This is a genomic window from Rhodopirellula sp. SH410 (genome assembly GCF_055811895.1).
In genome coordinates, this window is sequence record NZ_CM147949.1 from 6,458,505 (window position 1) to 6,482,894 (window position 24,390).

The window sequence follows — 24,390 nt, forward strand, 5'->3', positions numbered from 1 at the left end:
CTAGTGGGCATGAATGCACCCGAACCATCGCCGATTGACCGCGAACCGATTCCTGACCGTGATGCGCTCGCGGGGGAGTATTTTGAGACTCTGCCGTACGAGCCCTATGCGGTTCAAGAGGAAGCGTTGCTGGCCTATTTCACCGCGGATCCGGACAAGACGGGTGGGCATGGGGTGCTCGTTTGCGCACCGACGGGCACGGGCAAAACATTGATCGCCGAAGCGGCCGTGTACGAGGCCCTACGTGCGGGCACGCGGATGTACTACACCACGCCGCTGATCGCGCTGACGGACCAAAAGCTCGACGAGCTTCGCGCATCGGCCGTGCGGTGGGGATTCTCGGCCGATCAAGTCGGTTTGGTGACGGGCAATCGGACGGTCAACCCGGACGCCCCCGTGCTCGTCGTCGTGGCGGAAATTTTGCTGAACCGTTTGCTCAATCCAGAAAAATTCTCCTTTGACGATGTGTCCTGCGTGGTGATGGATGAATTCCACTCCTTCAACGACTACGAACGCGGGATCGTATGGGAACTCACGCTCGGGTTATTGCCCAAGAGCGTGCGGTTGCTGCTGCTCAGTGCCACGGTGGGCAATTCGCTCGAGTTCACATCATGGTTGCGGCGTTCCCATGGAAAAAACCTGCAGCTTGTGCAGGGCACCGAGCGGAAAGTTCCGCTGCAATACGCATGGGTGGAAGACGATCTGCTCAATGACTTTGCCGAAAAGATTGCAGCGGGGGACACCGTCAGCCGTCGGACGCCCGCGTTGATGTTTTGTTTTTCACGTTCGCAGTGCTGGACGACCGCCGAGATGCTCAAGGGCAAATCGCTGATCGACAAATCCAGGCAAAAGGAGCTCGCGGACATCCTCAACGAAGCCGATTTTTCGACCGGCGTCGGTCCGAAACTGAAACAGATTTTGATGCGTGGCGTCGGCGTCCACCACGCGGGTGTGCTCCCCAGATACCGACGCATCGTCGAAGACCTGTTCCAGCAAAAACTGTTGAGCATTTGCGTCTGCACGGAGACGCTCGCAGCCGGGATTAACCTCCCCGCCCGAAGTGTCGTGTTACCGTGTCTGCTGAAAGGCCCCAAGACCAAGCGGAAGTTGGTCGAGTCCGCAGCTGCGCACCAGATATTTGGCCGTGCCGGTCGCCCGCAGTTCGATGACCGCGGCTACGTGTTTGCGCTCGCTCACGAAGACGACGTGAAGCTACATCGATGGCGAGAAAAATTTGATCAGATCCCTGAGGACACGAAAGACCCTGGCTTGTTGAGGGCGCGTAAGCAGCTCAAGAAGAAGATGCCCAAACGGCGTGCTGGCGAAACGTACTGGACCCAGACACAGTTCGAGCAATTGCAAATCGCCAAGTCCGCCGACTTGGTTTCGCGCGGTCGGTTACCGTGGCGACTGCTCGCCTATTTGATCCTCAAGGACAACGAGCTCGTCCCGATTCGCGATCTCGTCGGCCGACGACTCATGCACGCCGGCGGGATCGAAGTGGCACAGAAAGAACTCAATCGGATGCTGATCACGCTGCACAACTCCGAGGCAATCGTGCTCGCCCCGCCGCCGCGAGCGCTGCAGGAAAAAGCCCCGGTCGACAAGGGGCCGCAGAAACCCGGCGACGTCGTGCGGGCACTCGAGGCCGCCGCCGCAGCACCGCCGGCCACCGGAGGATTGTTCGGTGAGTTACTCGACAACATGCGACCCGACGAGCAGGAGTCCGGTAAGGGCGGCAACGAAGACGAGTCGGCATCGGAGATCGGTGATGAGCAGGCAAACATTGCCAAGCATGGGTATGAGCTCGAAGACTATCGACCGATCACCGCAACCCCGCGAAATCGCTTGGAGCGGATCGTGCATCTCAAAAGCATGAATCCGCTCTTTGGAGTCTTCGTCGCCGATCACTTGGCGATGGCGGATGAGGAGGAACGGATCGCCGTCATCGAGAGCATCCTCGACGTACCCGGCACAGTCGCGCGGCACGCGCGGATGCCTAAGATCGAAGACATGCCGCCGGGTACTCTGGCGACGACCTACCTCGATCCTCTCCTGCTGCAACGCGGTCTGGCGTCGCCCGAGGAACTGGGCGGTGCCCGCGACGAAGAAGAGGAAGAGGTTCGCGACAAAGGATTCGGCCGCGTGATGTTCGAGGAACCACGTGTCTGGCCGCTGACCATCGGCGAAAAGCTGCTGCGACTGTTTCGTGATGACTACCCGCGAGTGGACGACGTGCGCGTCCAACCGGTGTGGATCGTGGGCGAATTGCTGCAATTCGGTGGCGACTTTGACAAGTATGTCGTGACGCGAAAGTTACAGAAGGAAGAAGGAATTCTGTTCCGCCATTGCCTGCGGATGATCCTGTTGCTCGACGAACTGGCTAACATCCCGCCTGAGAACACGACCGTGGAGACCTGGGAGGATTGGCTTGACGATCTCGCCGATCGCTTGACCGAGACGTGCCGAAAGATCGATCCGCAAAGTACCGACGAGATGTTAGAAAGCCCCGCCGCCCAAGCTGAGGAGTTATCGCTCCCGAGTGGACGGCGAAACAAAACGCCCCAGTAAGGCTGGCTAGTCATCCAGCCGGTCGGAAACGACTTTTGCCGTCAGTGGATCAACATGCAGCTCGTGTTCTTGGCCATCCTTGTAGACCTCGACCTCCCAGTACCGACGCTCGAATGAGACATCGTCGATCTCCTTGTAATGAGTGTCGTCAAGGATCTTCTGCAGGACTTTCGAGAGCGGCATGGCGTTCTTAGGCGGCTGCGTGTCGGGGTCATCACGGTACTGCGACAGCACTTCCCCGGTCTTGGCATCGACGGTTAGTTCGTAGGAAACATTGTCCTGATACGCTTCGACTTCCCAACTGCCGTGATCCATCGAGATTTCATTGAATGGTCCATAGCCCTTCGATTCGAGCTCTTGGACGATCTGGACAATCGGCTTGGCCTGGCTGTTTGCGGTCTCGCCAATCACGTCGCCGAGGGGGAGCAGTGCGGCCAAACCGGGAATTGCGTAGAGCATGAGCGACTTCATCATCATTCTCCTCTGTTGGATGTGGCCCACCGCACGAGATGTCCGGCAGGGCCGATGTCGTTGAGTGACGGTCAACTTGGCCGTCGTGTAGAGGGATACTAGGTGAACTTGCTAAAGTCTTGATGAGAGGAATCTAAAGTTTTCTTTATCTGCCACCTGAACCTGCTTTCCCGAGCAACGCTGCCTGCAAAAAGATCCCTTTGCCTCCCGAAGAAGTGACGTCGCCCAGCGTGCTGCTACGGTTGCAAGTTCTCGGCGAAGACGGTCGATGAGCAACCGCGTCGCTACTTCGCCAACTCAAAAATGCGCCGAGCTGCGGACGCGCCAAACTCCATCGTCTGAAACGGTACGCTGTTTGCGACTCCACTGGTGCAGGTACGACACTTCGTTGTGCTTGATCTCAAAAACCGCAACGTGGAGGAGCAAACATGACTCTCGAAACCAAGACCGACCTCAGCGACGAAACCATCGAAAAGCTGCAGAAGCTGATTCGTGCTAATATCGATTCGTTCGACGGCTTTCGCGAAGCAGCAGAGGAAGTGGACGATAAAGCGATCGCAGTGTTGTTCACGGAGCTCAGCGATCAACGCTCAGCGATGGCCAGCAAACTGCAGAAATTCGTTACGTTCAACGGGCGAGAGGCTGAGGAGGACGGCAGCGTCGCTGCCGCAACGCACCGCATCTGGATGAACATTCGCAGCAAGTTCAACGGTGGTGACGCGTATGCGATTCTCGCCGAAGCCGAACGCGGGGAAGATCATATCAAAGCGGCCTATGAAGAGGTCCTTAAGGAGACCGCCGGCAGTGCGATGAATGATGTGCTCACGGACCAATATCGGGCCGTGAAGGCGGGTCACGATAAAGTCCGCGACCTTCGCGATGCGTACAAAACCAAGTAGGCACTCGCACCTCCACTCTGTCGCGTTTGCGTTCGGCGAGGTCGATCAGCAAGCAGCGTCCAATCGCCTGAATGGAAACAGCACTACGGTGCGGCAGCGTTCAAGGCCCCAAAATTCGCCGAAACACGCCTCGTTGAGAGAGCAGGGCCAAATTCACGGAGTGATGGCTGCGACTGGCCCGCGAAATGCTAATTCATCACCTCCGCGAAACGGCCGCATTCGAACCAAAACGGCGGCCTTCATTCTTAACCCTAACCGAAAGAGCAGTACGATGAACTGGGATCAAATTCAAGGCAAATGGAAACAAGTCAAAGGGCAGGTTCAACAGCAGTGGGGAGACCTCACTGATGATGATCTTGACAAGGTCGACGGCAAGCGAGAAGAGCTTGTCGGCCGGGTTCAAGAGCGATATGGGATCGCCAAGGAAGAAGCGGAAAAGCAAGTCAAAGCGTTTGAGTCTTCGTGCCAATCATGCACTTCCTAACCCTGTGAGGAACTCCGCACCACTCGTTCCTCCCCCCCCCCAAAAAAACACCTTCCCCACACATTGATTCTTTTGGAGAACAATCATGAAGCGCACTACCCAAATCTTGACCACCTCCGCAGCGGTCTTGTGCCTCACCTATGCAACGGCAACCGCTCAGCAACCTGCCCCGCAGGACGGCGCACGCCGCGGTGCGGCGAACGCGGGCAAACTTGATAGTAAAACCCGTGGTTCGAATATCCGAGCGAGCCAATTGCTGGGGCTGAACATCCAAAATCCGAAGGGTGAAAGCCTGGGCGAAATCAATGATCTCGTGATTAACGCCAGAACCGGAAAAATTCGTTATGCCGCGGTTACCTATGGTGGCTTTCTCGGCATGGGCGACAAACTCTTTGCCGTTCCTTTCGAGGCCTTGAAGGTGCAGGTGGATCCTGAAGATCGGGACGACTATGTCATGGTCCTTGATATCACCCAGCAGCAGCTCGAAGGCCAGCAAGGATTCGATCAGAAAAACTGGCCGAACATGGGTGACCGGCAGTGGGCGATGGATCTCGACAAGCGATATGGTGTCGAGCGCAAGACGCCCGCCAACAAGCCGATGAATAGAAAAACCCCGTAGCCCGGCACCGCTGCGTATCGCATTGGATACCTGGATGTCCTTGAGGGGCGAGGTCGCTGTATGGCGGCCTCGCCTTTTTTTCGCATGCCTACTTCAGTTCAGTCACATCGATGTAGCGGTAGCCACCGCCGCCGCGGCGGACGAGTTGTTCGAGAAACGTGTGAGCCGGTGGCGGGCCGGTGCCGAACTGAATCGCATGGATCGTTGTCCCTGCGTCCTGAGCGCGTCGCGTGATGTCATCGAGTTGCGTTGACGACATCGTTTGGATTTTCGCGTCAGTCAAAAAGAAGATCACGTCCGGGGCCAGTCGCAGCGCCAACCTCAGTGCGGCCTCGTGCTCAGTTCCGCCCGTGGCGACGGTTCGCCGCACATAGTCGCGTGCCCGCGCAATGGTGGCTGGCTCGCCGGTGACCAATCCGGTCGCATCTCCCTCGCTGCGGAAGACGTCGGGCGTGTCATTGTAAAAAATAATTTGAAACTGCTGACGCTCGGTGAGTGTATCGAGACTGCGAATGAGTTCCGTTTTCGCCGCCCGCAGCGGCGCCGACCCCGCCGCACTCATGCTATCGCTCCGGTCGAACACGTACACGAACGTGCTACCGCTACCCGAGACACCGAACACCTGCGTGGTCGTTTGGCCCGCTCCTTGGCCGGTACGGGTCATGCCCGGCACCAATTCGCGATCGCCCAGTTCATCGGGTGACCGTCCATCGGCCAGTCGGATCCGACCTTGAACCAGCGAATCCGACGTGACTGCCGATGCGCCCGCTCCGGTTTGTGCGGAGTGAGGATTGCTGGTGCCGTTCATTTCAGCCAGCACCGCGGCCAAGTCGAGCGGTGGTTTCAAACCGAGCGGTGTGGTCGAGCGGGAGGCGGACGCTGGGTCGCCAGGGGCCGCCGGGGCATCGCCCGCGGATTGGCGAGACGCCGTGGAACTGGCCGACTCACTCTGTGCGGCGGCGACATTCCGTTCCGGTTCGGTAACGTAGCGGGTGTGATCGGGTGTCCGGTGAGCGATCGCCATGCCCACACTGCGCACCGTCGGCGGCGAAGTGGTGCCTTTGCCCAGTCCAGTGGCGAGTAGCCACAGCAGACCGAGGATCACCACCACGTGCGTCATGAGCGAACCGACCATCGCGGGCCACCGCGGGCGTGAGGGTGCGAACTGAGCCAACCTCGAGCGTTGCAGGGGTTGTCGTTGTCGGAAAAAATCGCTCATCAAGGGAGTCAATCTGGCTGTGCTGCTCAGCGGGTCGAATAGAATAGGGGGGGATCTTTTTTCTCGTCCTGATCATATATCCGCTATCATGGGATGGCATCCCACCTCCTATACGAAATTTAACATGAATCAGCTCACCCCCAACTTGGAACGTCTTCAAACGGACTGGGCCCGACGCACGTTTCTTTCCAAGTCCTTTGCTGGCATCGGGACCTTTGCGTTGGCGAACTTGCTCGGCAATCAGTCGGGGGCTTGCGCCAGCCCAGTTTCCTCGGCACCCGCCGGTGAGCATCCGTGGCCGCCATTGCCTGGCCTGCCCCACTTTGCTCCTCGAGCAAAGCGAATCGTCCACCTATGCATGGCGGGTGGCCCCTCGCATGTTGAGTCGCTGGACCCCAAACCGGAACTCGATCGGCTCGACGGCAAGCCGTTTCCTGAATCATTCACTGCTGGTCAACAACTCGCCCAATTGCAAGGCGCGACCTTGATCGCGCGGAAGTCGTTCACAAAATTTCGAAAATGGGGCGAATCGGGAATTGAGATGTCCGAGATGTTCCCGCTGACCGGTGCCCATGCGGACGATCTGTGCGTCATCCGTAGCATGACGACCGAACAGATCAATCACGATACCGCACATGCGTTCATGAATACCGGGTCGATCATCAAAGGCCGGCCCTGCATGGGTTCATGGTGGTTGTATGGACTCGGTGCCGAAACAGAAAACCTGCCTGGCTATGTCGTCATGACATCATCCGGTCCTGGGGCTCAGCCCGTGTCGGCGCGGCAATGGAGTGCGGGTGTGCTGCCGAGCAAGTTCCAAGGAGTCGCATTTCAATCCTCGGGCGCTCCGGTGCATTACATTGGTAATCCCGACGGCGTTTGTCAGTCGACTCAGCGGCAGGTCATCGACGAAGTCCAGCGACTCAACGGGATCCTGGCCCGAGACGTGATCGATCCTGAAATCGAAACAAGAATCGCACAGTATGAGATGGCGTTCAAGATGCAGACGGCCGTTCCCGAACTCGCCGACATGAGCACTGAAACCAAAGAGACCTTAGCGAACTACGGCGTCAAGCAGCCCGGTGACGGAACGTATGGCTCGAACTGCCTACTGGCCCGCCGCCTGCTCGAGCGTGGCGTGCGGTTTGTACAGTTGTATCACCGTGGCTGGGACCACCATAGCAATCTCGTCCCCGGTTTCACGCAATCGGCCAATGACACCGACCGGCCGACCGCGGCACTACTCAAAGACCTAAAAGATCGGGGGCTCCTCGAAGACACCTTGGTGTTGTGGGGGGGCGAGTTTGGACGCACACCGATGGCGCAGGGATCGGGACGCGATCACCACATCAACGCTTTCAGCGTGTGGATGGCCGGTGGAGGCGTGAAAGGGGGCATGACCTATGGATCGAGCGATGAACTCGGCTACGGGGTCGTCGAGAACGAAGTTCCCGTCCGAGATCTGCACGCGACCATGCTGCACCTGTTCGGTGTCGATCACGAACGTTTGTCGGCTCGGGTTCAGGGTCTCGATCTGAAACTCACCGGAGTGAAACCGTCCCGAGTCGTTCAAGAGGTTGTGGCGTAGCGGCTCTCGTCGACAGCTCCGGTCAACTCCTCAACCCTTCGCCCATCCAATGCTTTCCGCCATGCATCGCTATCTCTTCCTCACATCGCTACTGCTTTCCGTTGCCGTTTTGCGAGCAGACGAACCGACTGCTGAGCCCGCCGCGACGCAGTGGATCACGACCTCAAAACCCCGCAAGCTGCCTGAGCACGTAACCTTCAACGCTCACATTCGGCCGATCATGTCCAACACGTGCTTCGCCTGTCACGGTCCGGATGTCGAGAACAACCAGAGCGAATTCCGCATCGACTCGTTTGCCTCGGCCACGGGCGTGCTACCGTCCGACGATGAGGTTCACGGGATCGTGCCCGGTGCCCCCGCGCAATCGGAGGTGTACCAACGGATCATGGGTACGGGAAATGGCGAGCAGATGCCGCCCGCCGAATTTCGTCATCAATTGACGAGCTACGAGCGGGCACTCTTCGGTAAGTGGATTGAGCAAGGTGCTCAGTATGAACAGCATTGGGCGTACGCCCCCGTGACGCGTCCGAACGTCCCCCCAGTCAAGGATCCTACTGGAAAAGTCGAGAACGATATCGACGCCTTTATCGTCTCACGGCTGGAACGCGAAGGGCTCGAGCCCTCACCGATCGCGGATAAAGCAACCTTGCTTCGTCGATTAAGTCTCGATTTAACAGGGCTGCCACCGACCCCTGCCGAGCTCCAGGCATTTGCCGCGGACTCGTCTGACGATGCGTACCCCAAACAAGTTGAGCGGTTGCTCGCGTCACCACGCTTCGGCGAGCGGATGGCAAGCTCATGGCTCGATATCGTCCGTTTTGCAGATACCGTTGGGTACCACGGCGATCAAAACATGCGGGACTTTGCGTACCGCGACTATGTCATCAATGCTTTCAATGAAAATAAACCATTTGATCAGTTCACCCGCCAACAGATCGCGGGCGACCTGAGTCCAAATCCGACGACGGAAGATCTCATCGCGACTGGTTTACTGCGACTCAATATGGTGACGAGAGAAGGCGGTGCCCAACCGGGCGAGTATCTCGCGAAATACAAAGCCGACCGTGTGCGGATGATCGGGACGGCATGGTTGGGATCAACGATGGCCTGCTGTGAGTGCCACGATCATAAATTCGATCCGTTCTCCGCCAAGGATTTCTACTCCATGGGGGCGTTCTTTGATGACATCCGCCAGTGGGGTGTGTACTCGAACTATTCCTATACGCCCAACGAAGATCTAAAGGGCTTCAACAACGATTACCCGTTCCCCACCGAGATGCGTTTCTCTTCGCCATCGCTGCGAGCTGAGATCCAAGCGTTGATCCGGGAACGTGACGCCGAACTGCTGAAGTCGCTCGGAGACGAGGTGCTCGCCACGAACGAGTTCGCTGCATGGCAGACGTCAATTCAAGACGTGCTCGCCGCACATGCCGACGGTTGGGTGCCGATGGATGTCAATCGTGTTGAAACCTCCGCCCAGACCGCGCATCAGATGCTCGATGACGGCAGCGTCCTGCTGTCCGGGAAACCAACCCGCGGGGAAACCGTGGAGATCATGGCAAGGCCGCAAGCACCAACGGTCATCAAAGCGATTCGCGTGGAGGTGTTGCCCGATGAACAAAATGGTGGCAATGTCGGCCGCAACGACGATGGAAGATTTGAACTGGAGTTCTCTGCGGGTGTCATTCGTTCAGAAACCGACCAACCAAAGATGCGTCCCAATCGACCTCGCTTCGTGCGAATCGAACTGTCGGGAAAGCAAATTCTGTCACTCGCGGAAGTCGAGGTGCTCGCTCGCAAGCACGACGCGGACGGAAATCCAATCAACCTAGCCCCACAGGGCAGCGCGACGCAGTCCTCTGTCTATAAAACCGCAGCAGCCTCGCTGGCCATCGATGGGAATACCGAAGGCAACTACTACAAAGCGAACTCGGTGACGCACACCGTTCTCGACAGTGAAAACCCATGGTGGGAAGTTGACCTCGGTAGCGAGCAAGCGGTGGATTCCATCGTGGTTTGGAATCGCACCGATGAAGGCTATGCGAGCCGGCTGAAGGGTTTTCGCTTGATCCTCATGGACAAGGATCGCAATGTGCTGCAGCGTGAGACGCCTGATACGCCCATGCCGTCGACAACAGTCGCTCTGAATGAAGAGGTGATGATCGAACCGGAAACCCCCGTCAGTATCGCCTGGGGTGAAGCCGATCGAGAGGATCCGCTGCGATACAGCAGTGGCGCACCGCCGCGAACTCTCGGCCAGGTTTGGCGGAGCGGCCCGACGCGGTGGCAGTTACCAGCCAACGAAAACCAACTCGCCCATACAGCGGTCTACCATTTGGAAACGCCACTCCAGTTGGCGTCCGATCAGCAGCTCGTCGTGCGTTTGAAGACAGGCAGTGTCGGTCGTGTGCGACTGGCGGTCACCCCGATCGGTGGTGCCATCGCGGGTTGGCCAGCAGCGTCCGAGGACCTCGTCACGGCATTTGAGAAGCCTGACGCGGAACGCGACCAAGATGATCACGCCGCGCTGGCCGGGGCGTTTTATGTTTCGACGACCAAGGTCGGCAAACAGGATCGCCGGACCGTCCACTTCCGCAACGCGATCCAGGATCGGCATTCGGGAATGGCGATTACCGTAGTCACGCAGGCCGTGCCCGCTGACCAAATCCCAATCAGCCGCGTGCGCCCGCGCGGCGAATGGCAAGACGATTCCGGCGCCGCTGCACCGCCAGCGGTACCACATTTTTTGCCGCAGCCCGACGTCGGCAGTGACCGTCGATTGACTCGCACCGACCTCGCCGATTGGCTGACGTCGCCCGACAACCCGCTCGTTCCGCGACACTTTGCCAATCGCACTTGGGAACACTTCTTCGGCACGGGTTTGTCGGCGAAACTCGATGATCTCGGCAGCCAAGGTGAATGGCCGAGCCATCCGCTCCTACTCGACCGACTGGCCAACGAGTTCGTCCACAGCGGCTGGGACATCAAACATCTCATCCGCATGATCGTATCCAGCCGCACGTACCAACAAGCAGTTACCAACCGAGCTGAGCTTGTCGAAGCCGATCCATACAATCGGCTGTTGGCGCAAGCGGCACCGCGACGTCTGGAAGCGGAGGTCGTGCGTGACAACGCGTTGGCGATCGCGGGACTGCTCAACACGGACTATGTCGGCGGCCCAAGTATTTTCCCCTACCAGCCGACGGGGCATTACGGCAACCTGCAGTTCCCCAATCGGCAATACATGCCTTCAGAAGATGAACGGCAGTATCGGCGAGGTGTCTACATGCACTGGCAACGCACCTTCCTGCACCCCATGCTGGTGAACTTCGATGCGCCTTCGCGAGATGAGTGCACCGCGGATCGGTCACCGTCCAATAGTCCGCAGCAGGCACTGACGCTGCTGAACGATCCGACCTTTGTCGAGGCCTCCCACGCGATGGCGCGGTCGCTCCTGAACGAGCATGGCGATGCATCGTTTGAAACTATTTTGGACGCCGGCTTCGTACGTGCCCTCGCCCGCGAAGCGATGACGGAAGAAATGCAGTCGTTGCAGTCCCTATACGAGCGGCAACTTCAGTATTTTGCCGCACACCCTGATGATGCTGCGAAATTCATAGCCGTTGGCGACGGGGATGAGACCTTTGCGGACCCTGCGAAGCTTGCCGCGTGGTCACAGATATGCCGGGTGATTTTAAATCTGCATGAAACGATCACACGGTATTAAACACCCCTCACGCTGCCCGCACCCATTTTTTCATTGCGTTCACATAGAGAGTATTGATGTTGCGGGCAGCGAGGGCCTTCCATACGCGTCGGCGGGTGAATCCACGGTTTGTCAGTTTGCCCGCTTCGGCGTGAATGTATTTTAACTCGTTGCCATCACGCAGCACATAGTATGCGAGTTGCGCGGCGCCGACGCGGTCTTTTGCGTCGAGATGATCGCGTTCGAGCAAGTGCCAAAATTCATCGACGTTCGGCGGTGTGTACGCCACACCGAGCGCATCGTAGAAGGAGGGGCCGAGCATGATCGATGGTTTTCCCGCCCAACACGCTTCGACACCCACGGTCGAGTTGAATGCCACAATGATGTCCGACCGGTCAATCATCTCGTACGTATTGGCCACGTCCGTCGGCCCGTAGACCCGTACGTTCGGCAGACGTTCCACCGGAGTGAATCCGCTACGAATATCACTTTTGATGCCCGCCTGATTGGGGTGAAAACGGATCAGGAACAGGGTGTCAGGAAACCGGAGGCACGTCTCTCGCATGATCTCGTGATCCGGTGGAAACGGCGATTTCCAGTTCTTTCCCAGAGATTCAAATTCATCTTGGCTGCTCAGGAAAACGCTGACCACGCGTCGGAATCCATCCGCCGAAGGCATTTGAAATGAATTGCTCTGCGCACGAGCAAACCGGTTATTCCGCGGCCTACGTCGACCTTCATAAAACTGCGTCGCCAGGTCGATATCCACGGGCAAAGATCGAATTCGAGCTTGCACACCGTGGCGGTCGTGGGGCGTATGCCCCGCAAAGACGATGGGACGTTTATTCGCATTGACCTCCATCGTCGTAAAGGGAATCCCCAACTGTCTCGCGATCAGAAGTCCTGCTTTACTACACGCATGCCGCCCATTGAAGACTTCAAAACGATCGGGACCGATCGATGACATCAGGCGAAACAGGTCCGCATGCAATCGCAGCGCGGTCTGATACGTTCGCCGCTTGAGCCGTTTCAGAGACGCTATCTTTTTGATATCACGGGGCAGAATCCGGTAGGTCGAAATCAGTCCGCTGAGCACGCCTTCGACAAGTTCTTTGCGTTGTGAAAGGGGAAACTCGCTCGGTGAGAGCGACTGGGTTTGGGTGCCCTTTGCGTCTTTTCCTGCCAATCCAATCGCGTGCAGCTGCATGCCCGCGGCGGTCTCTTGCACCCACGATCGGCAAAGCCGACAGACAAGCGGGTTGCCCGATTGGTTGCAAATGCAGGATCCACCCTCGGCAGCGCAGTAGGTCACCGTAACGTCGTCGCCGCCATCCTGCAGTTCTTTGGCACGAGCTAACGCCACCAGCATATTTTTTCGCCACAACGGATAGGCGATGTGAACGACAACCTTGTCCATATTTATCCGTTCCATTCGTCGGAGTCATTCCAGCCAAGCCGGATCCACCACGCAGTTAAAATCGACTACGAACGATGCACCATGTCTTCCGAAATGCAACAAATCGTCGGTTGACGATCCTGTTGATACAGAATTCCGCCGATCACGGGAAGGCGGTTTTCCTACGAAACTCAGTCCCGTCGAACAGGCTGTTGATGGAGTCCGAGTTCGACCGGCAAGAGTGAGTCCAATGGCATTGAGTAACGCGATCACGCCGGCCGCTGACGCGACTCGGCTCATGAAATCAACACGCGTCGAAGCCCGAAAAGACGCGTCCTCCACCCCAGGGGCTCCGTGCCGGTTGGTGCGACTGCGGCCAAACGACGATCGTCGCAGTCAGTGGCAACCGGACTGCATTGGGACGCCTACCGCTGCTTCATCATATCAGCGTCTCCTTTCGATTCCTGGAATTCGCTCTCCATGTCGTTGAGTCGCTTACCCCCCGATGCCCTTGGGATACTGCCTCAGGAGTTCCTTCGCAACATCGTAGTCTGATCCCGCCGGGAAGACTTGGATGTTCTGCATCACAGCGTTGTCATGACCGCTGGTCGGTTGCAGAGGAAGCATGTGTTGCAGCCACTTGATGGTCCTGGCCCGCGTGCGATGAATCTCTCTGCCGATGCTTTCACGCCAGGGCCGACGATGCTGTTTCCTGCCTCCCATGCCCGAGATAAAATGGGCGTGCTGTTTGATCAATCGTTCAATTTCATCGGCAGTTTGATCGGATGAAGTCGTCAGGTGGGTCCGCAAACCCATTTCGTATCGACGGGAAAGAGCCTCAATCTGATCTTTGTTGAGCACACGTGGGACGATGCGGCTTTCATTTTCCCCGTGCGTTTCCTGGACGTACTGGACCTCAGGGAGAACCTTGACCTTTCCAGAGATCACACTCAATGAGAGCAGGAAGGCTTCGGTAAAAACTCGCCCCTGCTGATAATTGGTGTACTCGATCACTTCGGAAAAGGAATGGGCCAATTGCGGGGTGCGATAGACGCCATAGAACGTCGAGAAGGTACGCGTCGCGATCTGGCGGAACCGCTCAGCGGGGTCGGAGTCCTCCATGTCATACGCATCGAGCAGGTGACAGTCAAAGACCGCGTGATGTGCCGTACGCGAATTATTGGCGTGGATCACACGTCCCTGAGCCAAAGAGTAGTCGTCGTGCTGAGCAAGGAAATGCACACATTGCTCGACGACAGCTGGAAACTGAAAATCGTCATCGGCACAAAACGAGACGTAAGGTGTTTCAACTTCGGTGAGCCCTTGATAGCACTTCAAATCGAAGGCGAGATCGTAGTGCACGTAACGAATATTCAAGTGAGCGGCAGCATCCGAGCAGACCTCTCGGTTCTGAGCCGCTCGGCCTGGATCACTCGAATCAACCACCAAGATCGGATGCGTGAGTGCGATTTGCTCCCAAAAGCGAATCAACCGGCGCAAGAATGGCGTGCGATTGTGCGTCGGTGTCAGCAGGGTCAAAGTGCCTGGCATCATGCGGGCGACTTCCAAAAGGAGCAGAAATAAGAGCCCGACGCGACGGCATGGCTACCGCATCACACGGTTCACACGCGCGCAGTGTACGCTGGCGCCTCATTTTTCGTTGAGGCTCCGTCGTGGTCAAGGAGTCACTCGCTGCCGTGAACGCTAATCAATCTACGATTCCAAACCGGCTCACGCTCCGACACTGTGTAGTCAAGGTTCCGTCGACCCTCCATCGAAGGAGTTTGAATCTGGTCAACTTTGCCGCTGTGGTAGTCGAAACGGCTGCTCTCGAGATCCAGCACCGCCGGCCTCCTTTGCGATTCCTGCCCTCTCTTTGAGTTGAGCCAGAATCTCGCGGGAGAGCGTCGCGAGCCGATGAATCGATCATCGCACCCGGTGCAAGTAACCTTGAGGGGCCACACTAATCAGGAGTTGGTGATCGATTTCATGGTCGATCTCAAAATTTGAGTGGCTCGCCAAAAATTCCTTCACGGCAGATTTGGGGCTGTTGCCAGGACCCCAGCTGCGATCCGGATACATTCCACTCGGCAAATCTTCGACGATGGTGTCGAACACAACGCAGTAGCTGTCCACACTCGTCAAATCAGCGTAGGCATTCAGTTCGGCAAGCACGTGTTCGTGGGTATGATTACTGTCGAGGCATACCAAGACACTGTCTTTTCCCTCGGCGTGGAGTTTGACTCGCTCGACGATATCCGGCGCCACGCTGCTGCCTTCAATCATCTTGATCCGTTTGGCCAATGGATGTTCCAGAATGGCACGTCGATTGTGCTCTCGGATATCAATATCGATGCCGAGCACCTGGGCGTCTGCGTTGCCACCGCAGGCAGCATTGAGTTCGAGCATCGCAGCGGAGAAGATCAGGGAGCCCCCGTGAGCGATTCCGGTTTCAATAATCAAATCGGGCTGAATGCGCCAGATCAATTGCTGCATGGCGATCATATCCTGCGGATATTGGATAATCGGTCGCCCCATCCATGTGAAGTTATACGAGTACTTTGGCTCCGTACTGGCGCGCATGAACTCACGTCCAGCGTCGGCGATCGGGCCGCTCGCGTAACCCGCCACACGTTGCTTGCATTCACTGCGAAAGGTTTCGTTGGGATCGTTGGATGTCAAGATGATCGCTCAATTGATTGGAGAAGAGAATTGTCGCCCCACATTGCCAGGGGCTCGTAGTCGGGATAGGGATAGCGTCCAAGGTCTAGCTTTATCACAGCGTCTCGTGCAGCGCAGTGCTGCTCGACGAGACGGCGAACCGAAATGGGTTGGCCACTGCACACGTTCACAGTACCGTCAAAATGTATCTTCTCGGCGAGGGTTGCCAAATGGCTGGCAACGGCTTGAATCGGCAGAAAGTCTCGTAGTTGCTCACCACCAGACATCGCGAACGAGCCCTCGCCCTGGTCGATGGCCGTATCGAGCTGCGCGATGAGGCTGCGCGGATGTTGGCCGGGTCCGTAGGTATAGAACAAACGCGCCCATGTCAACTGAAACGGAACTGAGTTTTTTAGAATCCGCAGAAAACGATGCAAGCAATCCTTGGCGAGCCCGTATGCATTGGTAGGCTCGACGGGCATATGCTCACTGAGTTTCCCCTCGCGTGCGCCATACTCAAAACAGGTGCCCGTGACCAAGACATTCTCGCATCCCGCCTGGACGAAGGTCTCGATCCATCGATACGCGGCAGGAAGATTCTCTTCAAAATGGAACGGATCTTTGTAGTTGGGAAGGCCCGGCCAAGCCAAATGGACCAATCGATCGGTTGCCGCCAACCGCTTCCATAACTCAATATCTGGCTGATGAATGTCAACCCTCACAAACCGAACGTCCGCTGCCCAGTCCATTGTCAAAAAGTGCTCGTGACTGCGCGCGATCGCCGTGACGTCATGACCGCGCCGGAGCAGTTCCGAAACGAGGTGTCGACCGATGAACCCTGTCGCGCCCGTGACAACCATCCTCATGATCTTAGTCGTCCTAACTGCTCGTCTTTCAGCGACACAACGGTGACAGGCAGCGGCCATGGGATGGCAACCTCCGGGTCAGCATAATGGAACCCGCGAGCTGAGCTGGATTCAAAATGCTCACTCATCTGATAGTAGACCTCGGAATCCGCCTCCAAGGTCTGAAAGCCATGCGCGAACCCCTCCGGGACATAGAGACCCAGGTGGTTATCTGCATTGAGTTCGAAGCTGGCGTACTGCCCGTAGGTTTCCGAGCCAGGACGAACATCCACGATCACATCGAAAATACTGCCACGGGTACAGCGGACGAGTTTGGCTTCTTCGTGTGGGGCAGCCTGATAGTGCATTCCTCGCAATGTGCCCGCCTGTTTGTTGAATGAGACGCTGCACTGTACCAACCGACTGTCGAGCCCCTTTGCCGCGAACTCTCGTTCACACCAGGTCCGCGCAAAGAAACCACGCTCGTCCTCGTGTCGCTCTGGTTCGATCAACCAAGCCTTGTCGAAACAGGTGGGAATTAATCGCATGCGATCACTCCGATGCGGTGTATACAGAGTGATTCAATCGCCGACCACTTGAGTCGCAAGGAGGTTTCTGTGAGCACGTACATTCTAGGCTACTTTCGGCTGAATCCAGTCATTGGGTTCGGATGCGTAGAAGCGGATGGCCGGATGACGGAGCCGCATTTCACTTGCAATCTGATTGCACACAGACTGAATCTGATCGAAGGAAGGTGAGCCCGCAAGTTGCCCACATGCCGTTGCCGAACCCCACAGATGGTATTTCCAAACGTAACGCAGACAGCGACCGAACAGGCGCCGTCTCAGTCGAGCAATTAAGTAGGGCAGCGGCTTGAGTTCCAGGGCGTTTTGCAGCACCGCTAATCCGCATAGCAGTCGATCATGATGGAGCTGCGCTGAGTTGCCCGAAAGATGTTCAACGGAGTCACCCGTATTCGCAAAGTGCGTGTGGCAACCCAGGCGGAGGTAATCCGTGAGGATCAATGACAACATTTCAGGAATGGCATGATCCTGGACGGCGATGGGCGGAAAACGCCCATGCAACTCAAGCAGGGCTTGTCGAGGACAGATCAACGAACTGCCACCGGTTTTTGGTTCTAAAGCCAATTTCCACGCGGGATCCAATCGAACCGGTTCCCCCACTCGTTCGATGGAGGTAGGCGACTCCAGACGTCCGCTGCTCTGATGGATGCGCCCGTGCAGAAAGCGATCCATGCGGAGAAGCCGCGAACCGGCCAAGACCTCCAACAGATTCTCCGCCACCACGTCGTCGCCATCGAGCGTGACAATGTACGAACCGCGAGCGACTGCGACGCCAGCCAAAGTAGAGATTAACGCTCCACAATTGCGAGGGTTTTCGACCACTCTTATTTTCGAGTGGTAGTTCGAAAGTATGCTTAGCGAATGATCTGTTGATTTATCGTCGACCACGACCACTTCGAACTTCTCGCAGGCAATCGTCTGCTCAATTGCTGAACGCAGGCAGGCTTCTAGCAAGCCTGCCTTGTTGAAGTTCGTGATCACGATCGAAAATTGCGGTGCTGACATCATCGAATTTGACTAGGCGACGGCCTTGAATGCAGAGACTTGCGACGTCTCCGTTGCCAATTGATCGGCGTTCATGCCATCGGGAAACCGGCCAGTGAGTTCGATTGCGAGTCGCCACGCATCGCCCTGAAAATACTCGTGGTTTGCATTGAGTCGCCGCTTCGTCCACACCTTCGTCGGATGGTTCGAAACACCGTCTCGGATCTTGGCGATGCTTTGGCGTAGCTTGCGAGTGTATCTGCGTAGCCCCTTCGGCCGATGATCTCGCTGCATCATGGCTCCTGTGCGCCAGTGGCCGTAGCAACCTCGCACGGTACGGGTCGCGTTCTCGATCGTCACTCCATCGGCAACGGATAATTCGTTAGCGAGTGTTCTCTCGAACCGATCGTAGAGTTCGTTCGCTCGATCTCCGTTGGCGATGAGAGGGAGCTGCGAACTGTCATTCTGACCATGCAGTTCAAATAGATAGTGCGTTTGCGGCAAGACGGCCATCTTGCCATACATCACCCCCAGATGACACAGCATCAGCTCCAAGAAGATCCGCGCACTGGCGTAGTCACTCGCATCACCGGCCACCTGCCATGCACGCTTCAATGTTTCCGTTCGGTAGACTGAATAAAAATTCGAGAACCAGTTTTTAGCGAGCTTTTGGAATCGCCGCGTGACGGAATCATCGTTGATTTGGTCGCAGCGAATTTGCGTGCATCGGTTGTTTCGGTTCGCTTCGACCTGCACCCAAATCCCCGAGGCACAGTTATAGTCGTCGTGCTCCTTCAAATATTCGACGCAACTGCGTACCGATTCCGGCATCAAGAAGTCATCGTCAGCGCAGAAGACACTGAACGGAGTCTCACTCGCCGAAATGGCTGCGACGCACTTCTCGCCAAAACCCAGTGAACTGTGTTGATAACGAATATTCAGTCGCGAGCGGTATGACTCGATCAACTCCTTTTTTTCTCGTGCAATGGCTGGCTCACTCGAGTCAGCAACGAGTATGGACGAGCGAAATTCCTGCCGATCGATAAAATGCATTAGCCTTCGTAGAAAGGCAACGCGATTGTGAGTGGGCACAATAAGGGTTAAGTCGTCAGTCATGATCGATACTTGAAATGCTCCCTTTGGAACGATCGAAAAGGAAGTGCCCGAAGGATGGTCGACCGCAGAGCATTCGACACCGATTCAGCCAGTTATTTTCACTCGTTCCTTAGGCGACGCGGACGTCCGGTATGGGGATGATGAATTTGCCGCCACGGTCACGATAGGTTTGCTGCTGCTGCATGATTTCTTCCGCAAAATTCCAGGTCAGCAACAGGCAATAGTCGGGCTGGTCCGCCACTAATTGCTCAGGGGCGCGGATGGCCAAATGCGTGCCAGGGGTATAGCGTCCCTGTTTGACGGTACTTCGGTCGACAACATAATCGATCAAATCGCGGCCAATGCCGAAATAGTTCAGTAGCGTGCTGCCCTTCGCCGAGGCACCATAAACAACAATTCGCTTGCCTTCGGATTTTAGCTTGGAGAGGCATTCGAGCAGTGATGTCCGAAGTGTTTCGACGCGGCTAGCAAACTGGGCATAGTGTGCCTCGTCAAAAACCCAACCGGCTTCCACGGCAAGCAGATCGCGAACGGTGGTTTGGACCTCGGCCGTGCCAGCGTGAGCGGCGAAGATGCGTAGCGAACCGCCGTGAATCGCCAGTTGTTCGACGTTGACAACGTCCAATCCATGTTTGGCGAACAGTTCGGTCAGCGCGGTCAGCGAAAAGTAGCAGAGATGCTCATGGTAGATGGTGTCGAACTCGGCATGATCGATGAGTTCACCGAGGTAGGGGGCTTCCACGATAACACGGCCGTTCTCCTTTAGGAGTGCAGCGAACCCCGCGACCACTCCGTTAAGATCCGCCACGTGCGCGAGCACGTTATTCGCATGGATCACGTCGGCCCGCTTTCCCTCAGCGGCCAAGCGAGTGGCAACCTCGATCCCGAAAAACTCCGAGAGGGTGTCGACCCCGCGATCTCGAATGGCAACCTCCGCAATGTTCTTTGCCGGTTCAATACCGAGTACGGGAACGCCTGCTTGATGGTACCACTGCAGGAGGTACCCGTCGTTGCTGGCGACTTCAATGGCAAGGCTGTGTTCGTCCAACTCGCGTTCCTCGACCAGGCGCGTAGCGATCTGCTTTGCGTGGGCCACCATCGTGTCGGAAAACGATGAAAAGTAGGCGTAATCGCTGAATAGGCTTTCCGGTGGAACGGTTTCAGTGATCTGCACTAATGAGCAGTCTTCACAGCGGACGAGGTCAAGCGGCCACTGTTTTTCAGGTTTGGCCAAATCCGCCTCGGCGAGTAAGGCGTTGGCCAGCGGGGTACAACCAAGCGAAAGAACCGGTTTCAGGCGACCCTCTCCACAGCCCCGACAGCAGGTCTCTGTGGTGCTGTCTGCGTCGGTGCCGTCTGCGTCGCTGAGCGGTGGTTGATAAAGTTGGAGTACCATTGGATTGTTCTCTGTAACCCTTGATCAAAAGTATATAGCGGTCGCCAGTTCAGCACGTCGCGTGCTTTGGCGGCGTCGAGGTATTGGTGCTTGATCTCGTGCGAAGCCTGCCCCAACACAACGGGCTGCAAGTCACTACCAAGCTCGCCGAGCACTTTCTTCACCACGTCGAGCACGGATACTTGAATCTCCGTCGAGAGATTGAATGCTTCGCCAGCGAGCTCAGGATGCAACGCCATCTGTTCGGCTAAGTGCATGTACGCAGCCGCGCCGTCCTCGACGTAGAAGTAATCACGCACGAACGAACCGTCCGAACGAATGATCGGTGCCTCACCACGCAGTGCGCTGCGAATCGTCCCGGGGATGATACGGTTCCAGTTCAAGTCACCCCCACCGTAAAAGTTGCCGCAGCGCGTGATACAGACGGGGCTGCCGTAAGTGTTCGCGTAGGTTTGGGCGATGAGATCGCCACACGATTTACTGACGTCGTAGGGATGCATCCCTGCCAGCGGTGTTTCTTCGGTGTAGGGAAGCACCTTGGCGTCCCCGTAGGCTTTGTCGGAGGAAGCCATCACGATCTGTTTGACGAGCGGCGATCGACGGCAGGCTTCGAGTAGTTTCCACGTGCCACCGATATTGGCTTCGAACGTAGAGACCGGATTGCGGTTGGCGATGCCAACGATCGTTTGGGCGGCCAGGTGCATGACCGTTTCGATCTCATGCTCACCCAGGACACGTTCGAGGCATTCTTGATCGCAGATGTCTCCGCGAACGACGGTCACCTGATCGATCGTTCCATTTTGAACGAGTTCTGCCTGGGGCGTCCAATCACGGATTAAACAAACGACGTCAGCACGAGCTGCGAGCAGACGTTTGATCAGCCAGCCACCGACCAACCCCGTACCGCCGGTGACCAGCACACGACGATCCTGCCAAAAACTGGCATCAAAGGACTCACTGTTTTCGAGATTACGATCCATTGCGGAGAATTCGCTGGTGGAGGTGAATCGCCAAAGCAGGAGCGTGGTCCCGAGGCGGCGTGGGTTGAGTTCGCGTTACGATAGAAAGGTGGAGTGCTCGGCTGTGACTCTTACGCGACCGCTCGTCGCACAGGCATCACTCGCAGACGCGTGTGGTGTTCCTCGAGGGTGTTCAGCCAAGGAGCTTCACCGGAGTCCCACAGTCGCTGCAGATAGTGTTTATCACGCAGGGTATCCATGCATTGCCAAAACCCATCGTGTCGATAGGCAGCGAGTTGCCCAGCAGCGGCGACCTGTTCGAGGGCGTTGGCCTCGAGACTGCATTGATCACTCTTTAAGTAGCTGAAGATCTCGGGCTCAAAGACCAAGAATCCGCCGTTGATCCAGCCTTCCCCGGCAACGGGTTTCTCGGTGAAGTGTTCGACGGAATCGCCGTTCATGATCAAGCCGCCGAAGCGGGCCGGCGGACGCACTGCGGTCACCGTGGCGAGGCGTCCCTGCTGGCGGTGAAACGCCACTAATTCGTCGATGTTCACGTCGCTGACACCATCACCATAGGTCAACATGAAGGTCTCGCGACGAAGTTTGTCCTGCAGCCGCAGCAAACGTCCCCCCGTCATGGTGTGCAAGCCGGTATCGACCAAGTTCACGGACCATGATTCCATGTCCGCCTCGGATCGCTGCATCATGTCGCGACCGAAATCAATTTTCAGATCGCCGCTAAGATTGTACTGATCCAGAAAGTACTTTTTGATGAAATCGCCCATGTAGCCACACGCGACGAGGAAGTCATCGTGCCCGTAGCGAGCAAAGCTCTTCATGATATGCCATAGAATCGGCCGACCGCCGATTTCAACCATGGGCTTGGGGCGCGCGGTCGTCTCCTCTTGAAGTCGAGTCCCGAGTCCGCCTGCAAGGAGTACTACTTGCATGGAATCCATCCCTGTCGAAAGTGGCAAAACAAGCCGCCTCAGTGCGACTGAATTGCAAAAATAGCCAACTCCGCTTCATAGAGCAAGATGAATTCCTGTGGCAATCTCTTGACATCGCGTGCCGATTTAGAATACCTGGACCTCCGGAGGCGAAGCCCTCGCCAGCGCTGGACGCCTCCTCAACGGATGCCAAAAACCGTCTGGGCCCAATCAGTGTGCCATGCGACGGGTCCCCTATGGAATGATGCATGAGGTTTGAATCGACAGCCATGAACACGACCATCCGTATCAATACCTGCGTCGAAGGCACCGCAAATCGCAGCCGAACCCACTGCCGGATCGCCTATGTGGGAGATGTCCCCGTGGAGGAAACCTTCCATGGCTCGGCAGTTTTGCATCGGCTGTTCAGCGTGAATGCGGCGCAGTGTCGTATCATCGAGCTCGGACGAGCCTCCCATCCCGAAAATCGCGTCGCAGGGGCGCACTACGAAAACGTCAAGTACGTTTCTCAGAAGTTCCTTCGCAACGGCTTTGGTGGCGTGGGGAGGTTAGTCAACTACGCACTCTTGGACTCGACCATTCGACGGGTTCGGCGATCGTGCGAGAATGCCGATGCAATCGTGACGGTCGCACACGGGCTGGGGTGGTACGTCGCCGATGCCGTCGCGACGCAGTTGAACATCCCGCTGCATCTCATCGTTCATGATTCCCCACGCCAAACATTCCCGAAAACACTGACGAGAATGCTAGCGATTGAGAACGCTTTCCTCGGCGTTTACGCCGCCGCGGCATCGAGAATGTGTGTCTCGCCGTATATGGAAGCGTATTTCCGAGAACGAACCGGCGTCGCAGGAAGCGTTCTGTTGCCGGGACGTTCCCAAGTCGTCTCGGGGCTGCCCCATGCACCCATCCGAGTCCGCGGCGATGCCCCATTCACGATCGGGCTATTCGGCAGCGTGTACTCCAACTCCTCGCTGAAAATCATCCGGACTCTCGCACACTCGATCCAGGAAACGTTTGGAGCGGATTCTCAAATCAACATCTACGGGTTGTCGCCGGGTGTGAATCTGCGGGCCACCCTTAGCAAGGACCTCCCCCTTCGGTTTCGCGGGTACATCCCCACCTCCCAATTTGTCCCGTTGTTGCGTGCGGAGTTGGATGCGTTGTTTCTGCCTGTTCCGTTTGAGGAGAGCAGTTTCAATATGACAATCCATTTCCCGAGCAAGCTGACGGACTATACGGCAACGGGATTGCCGATTTTGGTATGCGGCCCACCCTCGTCGTCGGCGATTAAATGGACGTCACAGTTTCCAGATGCCTTCATCACGTCTGACTCGCCCGACGGACTCCCCGCCGCGGTTGCGCGCATGAAGAACGATGGTGACTGCGCCTCTTTAGGGGCCAAGAGCTACCTTCTGGGGGCGCAACACTTCGACTACTCGCGTATTGGCCATCAGTTTTGGGGCATGATTCAGACTTCGGCTTCGAGACGCTTGGCAGGCTGAGTCGGGACGACTCGAACCTCAGTGATTCGCTCGCCTCATAAACATTCCCATCACGACCGAGAGCGTTTCCGGAGGGTGGAAAGAGAAGCACCCCATCCCGATTGAATCGGTGACGAAATACTGATTCCCCCACGCCGAGAGGTCAGTGAGTCAGCCAGATTCGCGGGCTGAGCTGGCACCGCGCGTTGCATCGGACGGTCCGACGCCAGCCATTCAGGGCTGAAGAGCCTTGTTTTCTGGGCTGGTTCTCATCGGATGAACCGCGAGGGTGGCGGTCCATGTTCGCTAACCGAACGCGGCCGCCGATGGGCACGCGTTGGAATGATTTAGGAACGTGCGGAAAATTATTGTCTGAAATTGCGGCCGAACGCTCCGCAGTCGACTATTCCGACCGCGGAGCGCCCGGCCATTTATTTTCCGAACGCTCCTCTTAG

19 protein-coding genes are annotated in these 24,390 nt (G+C 56.9%); 7 read left to right on the forward strand and 12 right to left on the reverse strand.

The window, feature by feature from the left end:
- The first annotated feature begins 9 nt into the window (after positions 1-9).
- Positions 10-2,571 (forward strand): DEAD/DEAH box helicase, encoded by a 2,562-nt coding sequence (locus SH410x_RS23570; RefSeq protein ID WP_473671307.1) that lies wholly within the window; start codon positions 10-12, stop codon positions 2,569-2,571.
- A gap of 6 nt (positions 2,572-2,577) precedes the next feature.
- On the opposite strand, the gene SH410x_RS23575 is transcribed toward SH410x_RS23570, so the two are convergent.
- Positions 2,578-3,042 (reverse strand): PepSY domain-containing protein, encoded by a 465-nt coding sequence (locus SH410x_RS23575; RefSeq protein ID WP_473671309.1) that lies wholly within the window; start codon positions 3,040-3,042, stop codon positions 2,578-2,580.
- Between the two features lie 428 nt (positions 3,043-3,470).
- Between SH410x_RS23575 and SH410x_RS23580 the strand changes: the two genes are divergently transcribed.
- From SH410x_RS23580 to SH410x_RS23590, 3 genes are all read left to right on the forward strand, one after another.
- A complete protein-coding gene (locus SH410x_RS23580) occupies positions 3,471-3,941 on the forward strand; it encodes a PA2169 family four-helix-bundle protein (protein ID WP_473671311.1) in 471 nt (156 codons plus the stop codon).
- A gap of 271 nt (positions 3,942-4,212) precedes the next feature.
- Positions 4,213-4,425 carry a CsbD family protein gene (locus SH410x_RS23585; RefSeq protein WP_473671313.1) on the forward strand — a complete coding sequence of 71 codons (213 nt, stop codon included), beginning with the start codon at positions 4,213-4,215 and terminating at the stop codon, positions 4,423-4,425.
- A 106-nt stretch (positions 4,426-4,531) separates the two neighbouring features.
- A complete protein-coding gene (locus SH410x_RS23590) occupies positions 4,532-5,044 on the forward strand; it encodes a PRC-barrel domain-containing protein (protein WP_473671314.1) in 513 nt (170 codons plus the stop codon).
- Between the two features lie 88 nt (positions 5,045-5,132).
- Here the strand turns inward: SH410x_RS23590 and SH410x_RS23595 are convergent, their stop codons facing one another.
- On the reverse strand, positions 5,133-6,263 hold the full coding sequence (locus tag SH410x_RS23595; protein ID WP_473671316.1) for a vWA domain-containing protein: 1,131 nt from the start codon (positions 6,261-6,263) through the stop codon (positions 5,133-5,135).
- Between the two features lie 124 nt (positions 6,264-6,387).
- Here SH410x_RS23595 and SH410x_RS23600 point away from each other — a divergent pair, with 124 nt between their 5' ends.
- The gene (locus SH410x_RS23600) at positions 6,388-7,851 is read left to right on the forward strand and encodes a DUF1501 domain-containing protein (RefSeq protein WP_473671318.1); all 1,464 of its coding nucleotides are present in this window, start codon (positions 6,388-6,390) and stop codon (positions 7,849-7,851) included.
- 61 nt (positions 7,852-7,912) lie between these two features.
- Positions 7,913-11,578, forward strand: a complete 3,666-nt coding sequence (locus tag SH410x_RS23605; RefSeq protein ID WP_473671320.1) for a DUF1553 domain-containing protein — start codon at positions 7,913-7,915, stop codon at positions 11,576-11,578.
- A gap of 7 nt (positions 11,579-11,585) precedes the next feature.
- Here SH410x_RS23605 and SH410x_RS23610 read toward each other — a convergent pair whose 3' ends face one another.
- From SH410x_RS23610 to rfbF, 10 genes are all read right to left on the reverse strand, one after another.
- Positions 11,586-12,989: a capsular polysaccharide export protein, LipB/KpsS family gene (locus SH410x_RS23610; RefSeq protein ID WP_473671322.1), complete on the reverse strand. Its 1,404-nt coding sequence runs from the start codon at positions 12,987-12,989 to the stop codon at positions 11,586-11,588.
- 459 nt (positions 12,990-13,448) lie between these two features.
- Positions 13,449-14,507 (reverse strand): TIGR00180 family glycosyltransferase, encoded by a 1,059-nt coding sequence (locus SH410x_RS23615; RefSeq protein WP_473671324.1) that lies wholly within the window; start codon positions 14,505-14,507, stop codon positions 13,449-13,451.
- 372 nt (positions 14,508-14,879) lie between these two features.
- On the reverse strand, positions 14,880-15,635 hold the full coding sequence (locus SH410x_RS23620) for a cephalosporin hydroxylase family protein (RefSeq protein WP_473671326.1): 756 nt from the start codon (positions 15,633-15,635) through the stop codon (positions 14,880-14,882).
- Positions 15,632-16,480 (reverse strand): NAD-dependent epimerase/dehydratase family protein, encoded by an 849-nt coding sequence (locus tag SH410x_RS23625; protein ID WP_473671328.1) that lies wholly within the window; start codon positions 16,478-16,480, stop codon positions 15,632-15,634. The genes SH410x_RS23620 and SH410x_RS23625 overlap by 4 nt, the downstream gene beginning before the upstream one ends.
- Complete coding sequence (gene rfbC / locus SH410x_RS23630; protein ID WP_473671329.1) at positions 16,477-17,007, reverse strand: dTDP-4-dehydrorhamnose 3,5-epimerase; 531 nt, start codon at positions 17,005-17,007, stop codon at positions 16,477-16,479. Before rfbC ends, SH410x_RS23625 begins: the two co-directional genes overlap by 4 nt.
- Positions 17,008-17,091: 84 nt before the next feature.
- Positions 17,092-18,048, reverse strand: coding sequence for a glycosyltransferase family 2 protein (locus SH410x_RS23635; RefSeq protein WP_473671331.1), 957 nt, complete (start codon positions 18,046-18,048; stop codon positions 17,092-17,094).
- A gap of 12 nt (positions 18,049-18,060) precedes the next feature.
- Positions 18,061-19,143 carry a TIGR00180 family glycosyltransferase gene (locus tag SH410x_RS23640; RefSeq protein ID WP_473671333.1) on the reverse strand — a complete coding sequence of 361 codons (1,083 nt, stop codon included), beginning with the start codon at positions 19,141-19,143 and terminating at the stop codon, positions 18,061-18,063.
- Between the two features lie 109 nt (positions 19,144-19,252).
- A complete protein-coding gene (locus SH410x_RS23645; RefSeq protein ID WP_473671335.1) occupies positions 19,253-20,539 on the reverse strand; it encodes a class I SAM-dependent methyltransferase in 1,287 nt (428 codons plus the stop codon).
- Entirely contained in the window at positions 20,437-21,519 is a 1,083-nt protein-coding gene (locus tag SH410x_RS23650; protein WP_473671337.1) for a GDP-mannose 4,6-dehydratase, read from the reverse strand. The genes SH410x_RS23645 and SH410x_RS23650 overlap by 103 nt, the downstream gene beginning before the upstream one ends.
- 110 nt (positions 21,520-21,629) lie before the next feature.
- Entirely contained in the window at positions 21,630-22,451 is an 822-nt protein-coding gene (rfbF, locus tag SH410x_RS23655; RefSeq protein ID WP_473671339.1) for a glucose-1-phosphate cytidylyltransferase, read from the reverse strand.
- Between the two features lie 269 nt (positions 22,452-22,720).
- Between rfbF and SH410x_RS23660 the strand changes: the two genes are divergently transcribed.
- Positions 22,721-23,956, forward strand: a complete 1,236-nt coding sequence (locus SH410x_RS23660; RefSeq protein WP_473671341.1) for a glycosyltransferase family protein — start codon at positions 22,721-22,723, stop codon at positions 23,954-23,956.
- Positions 23,957-24,390: the final 434 nt, after the last annotated feature.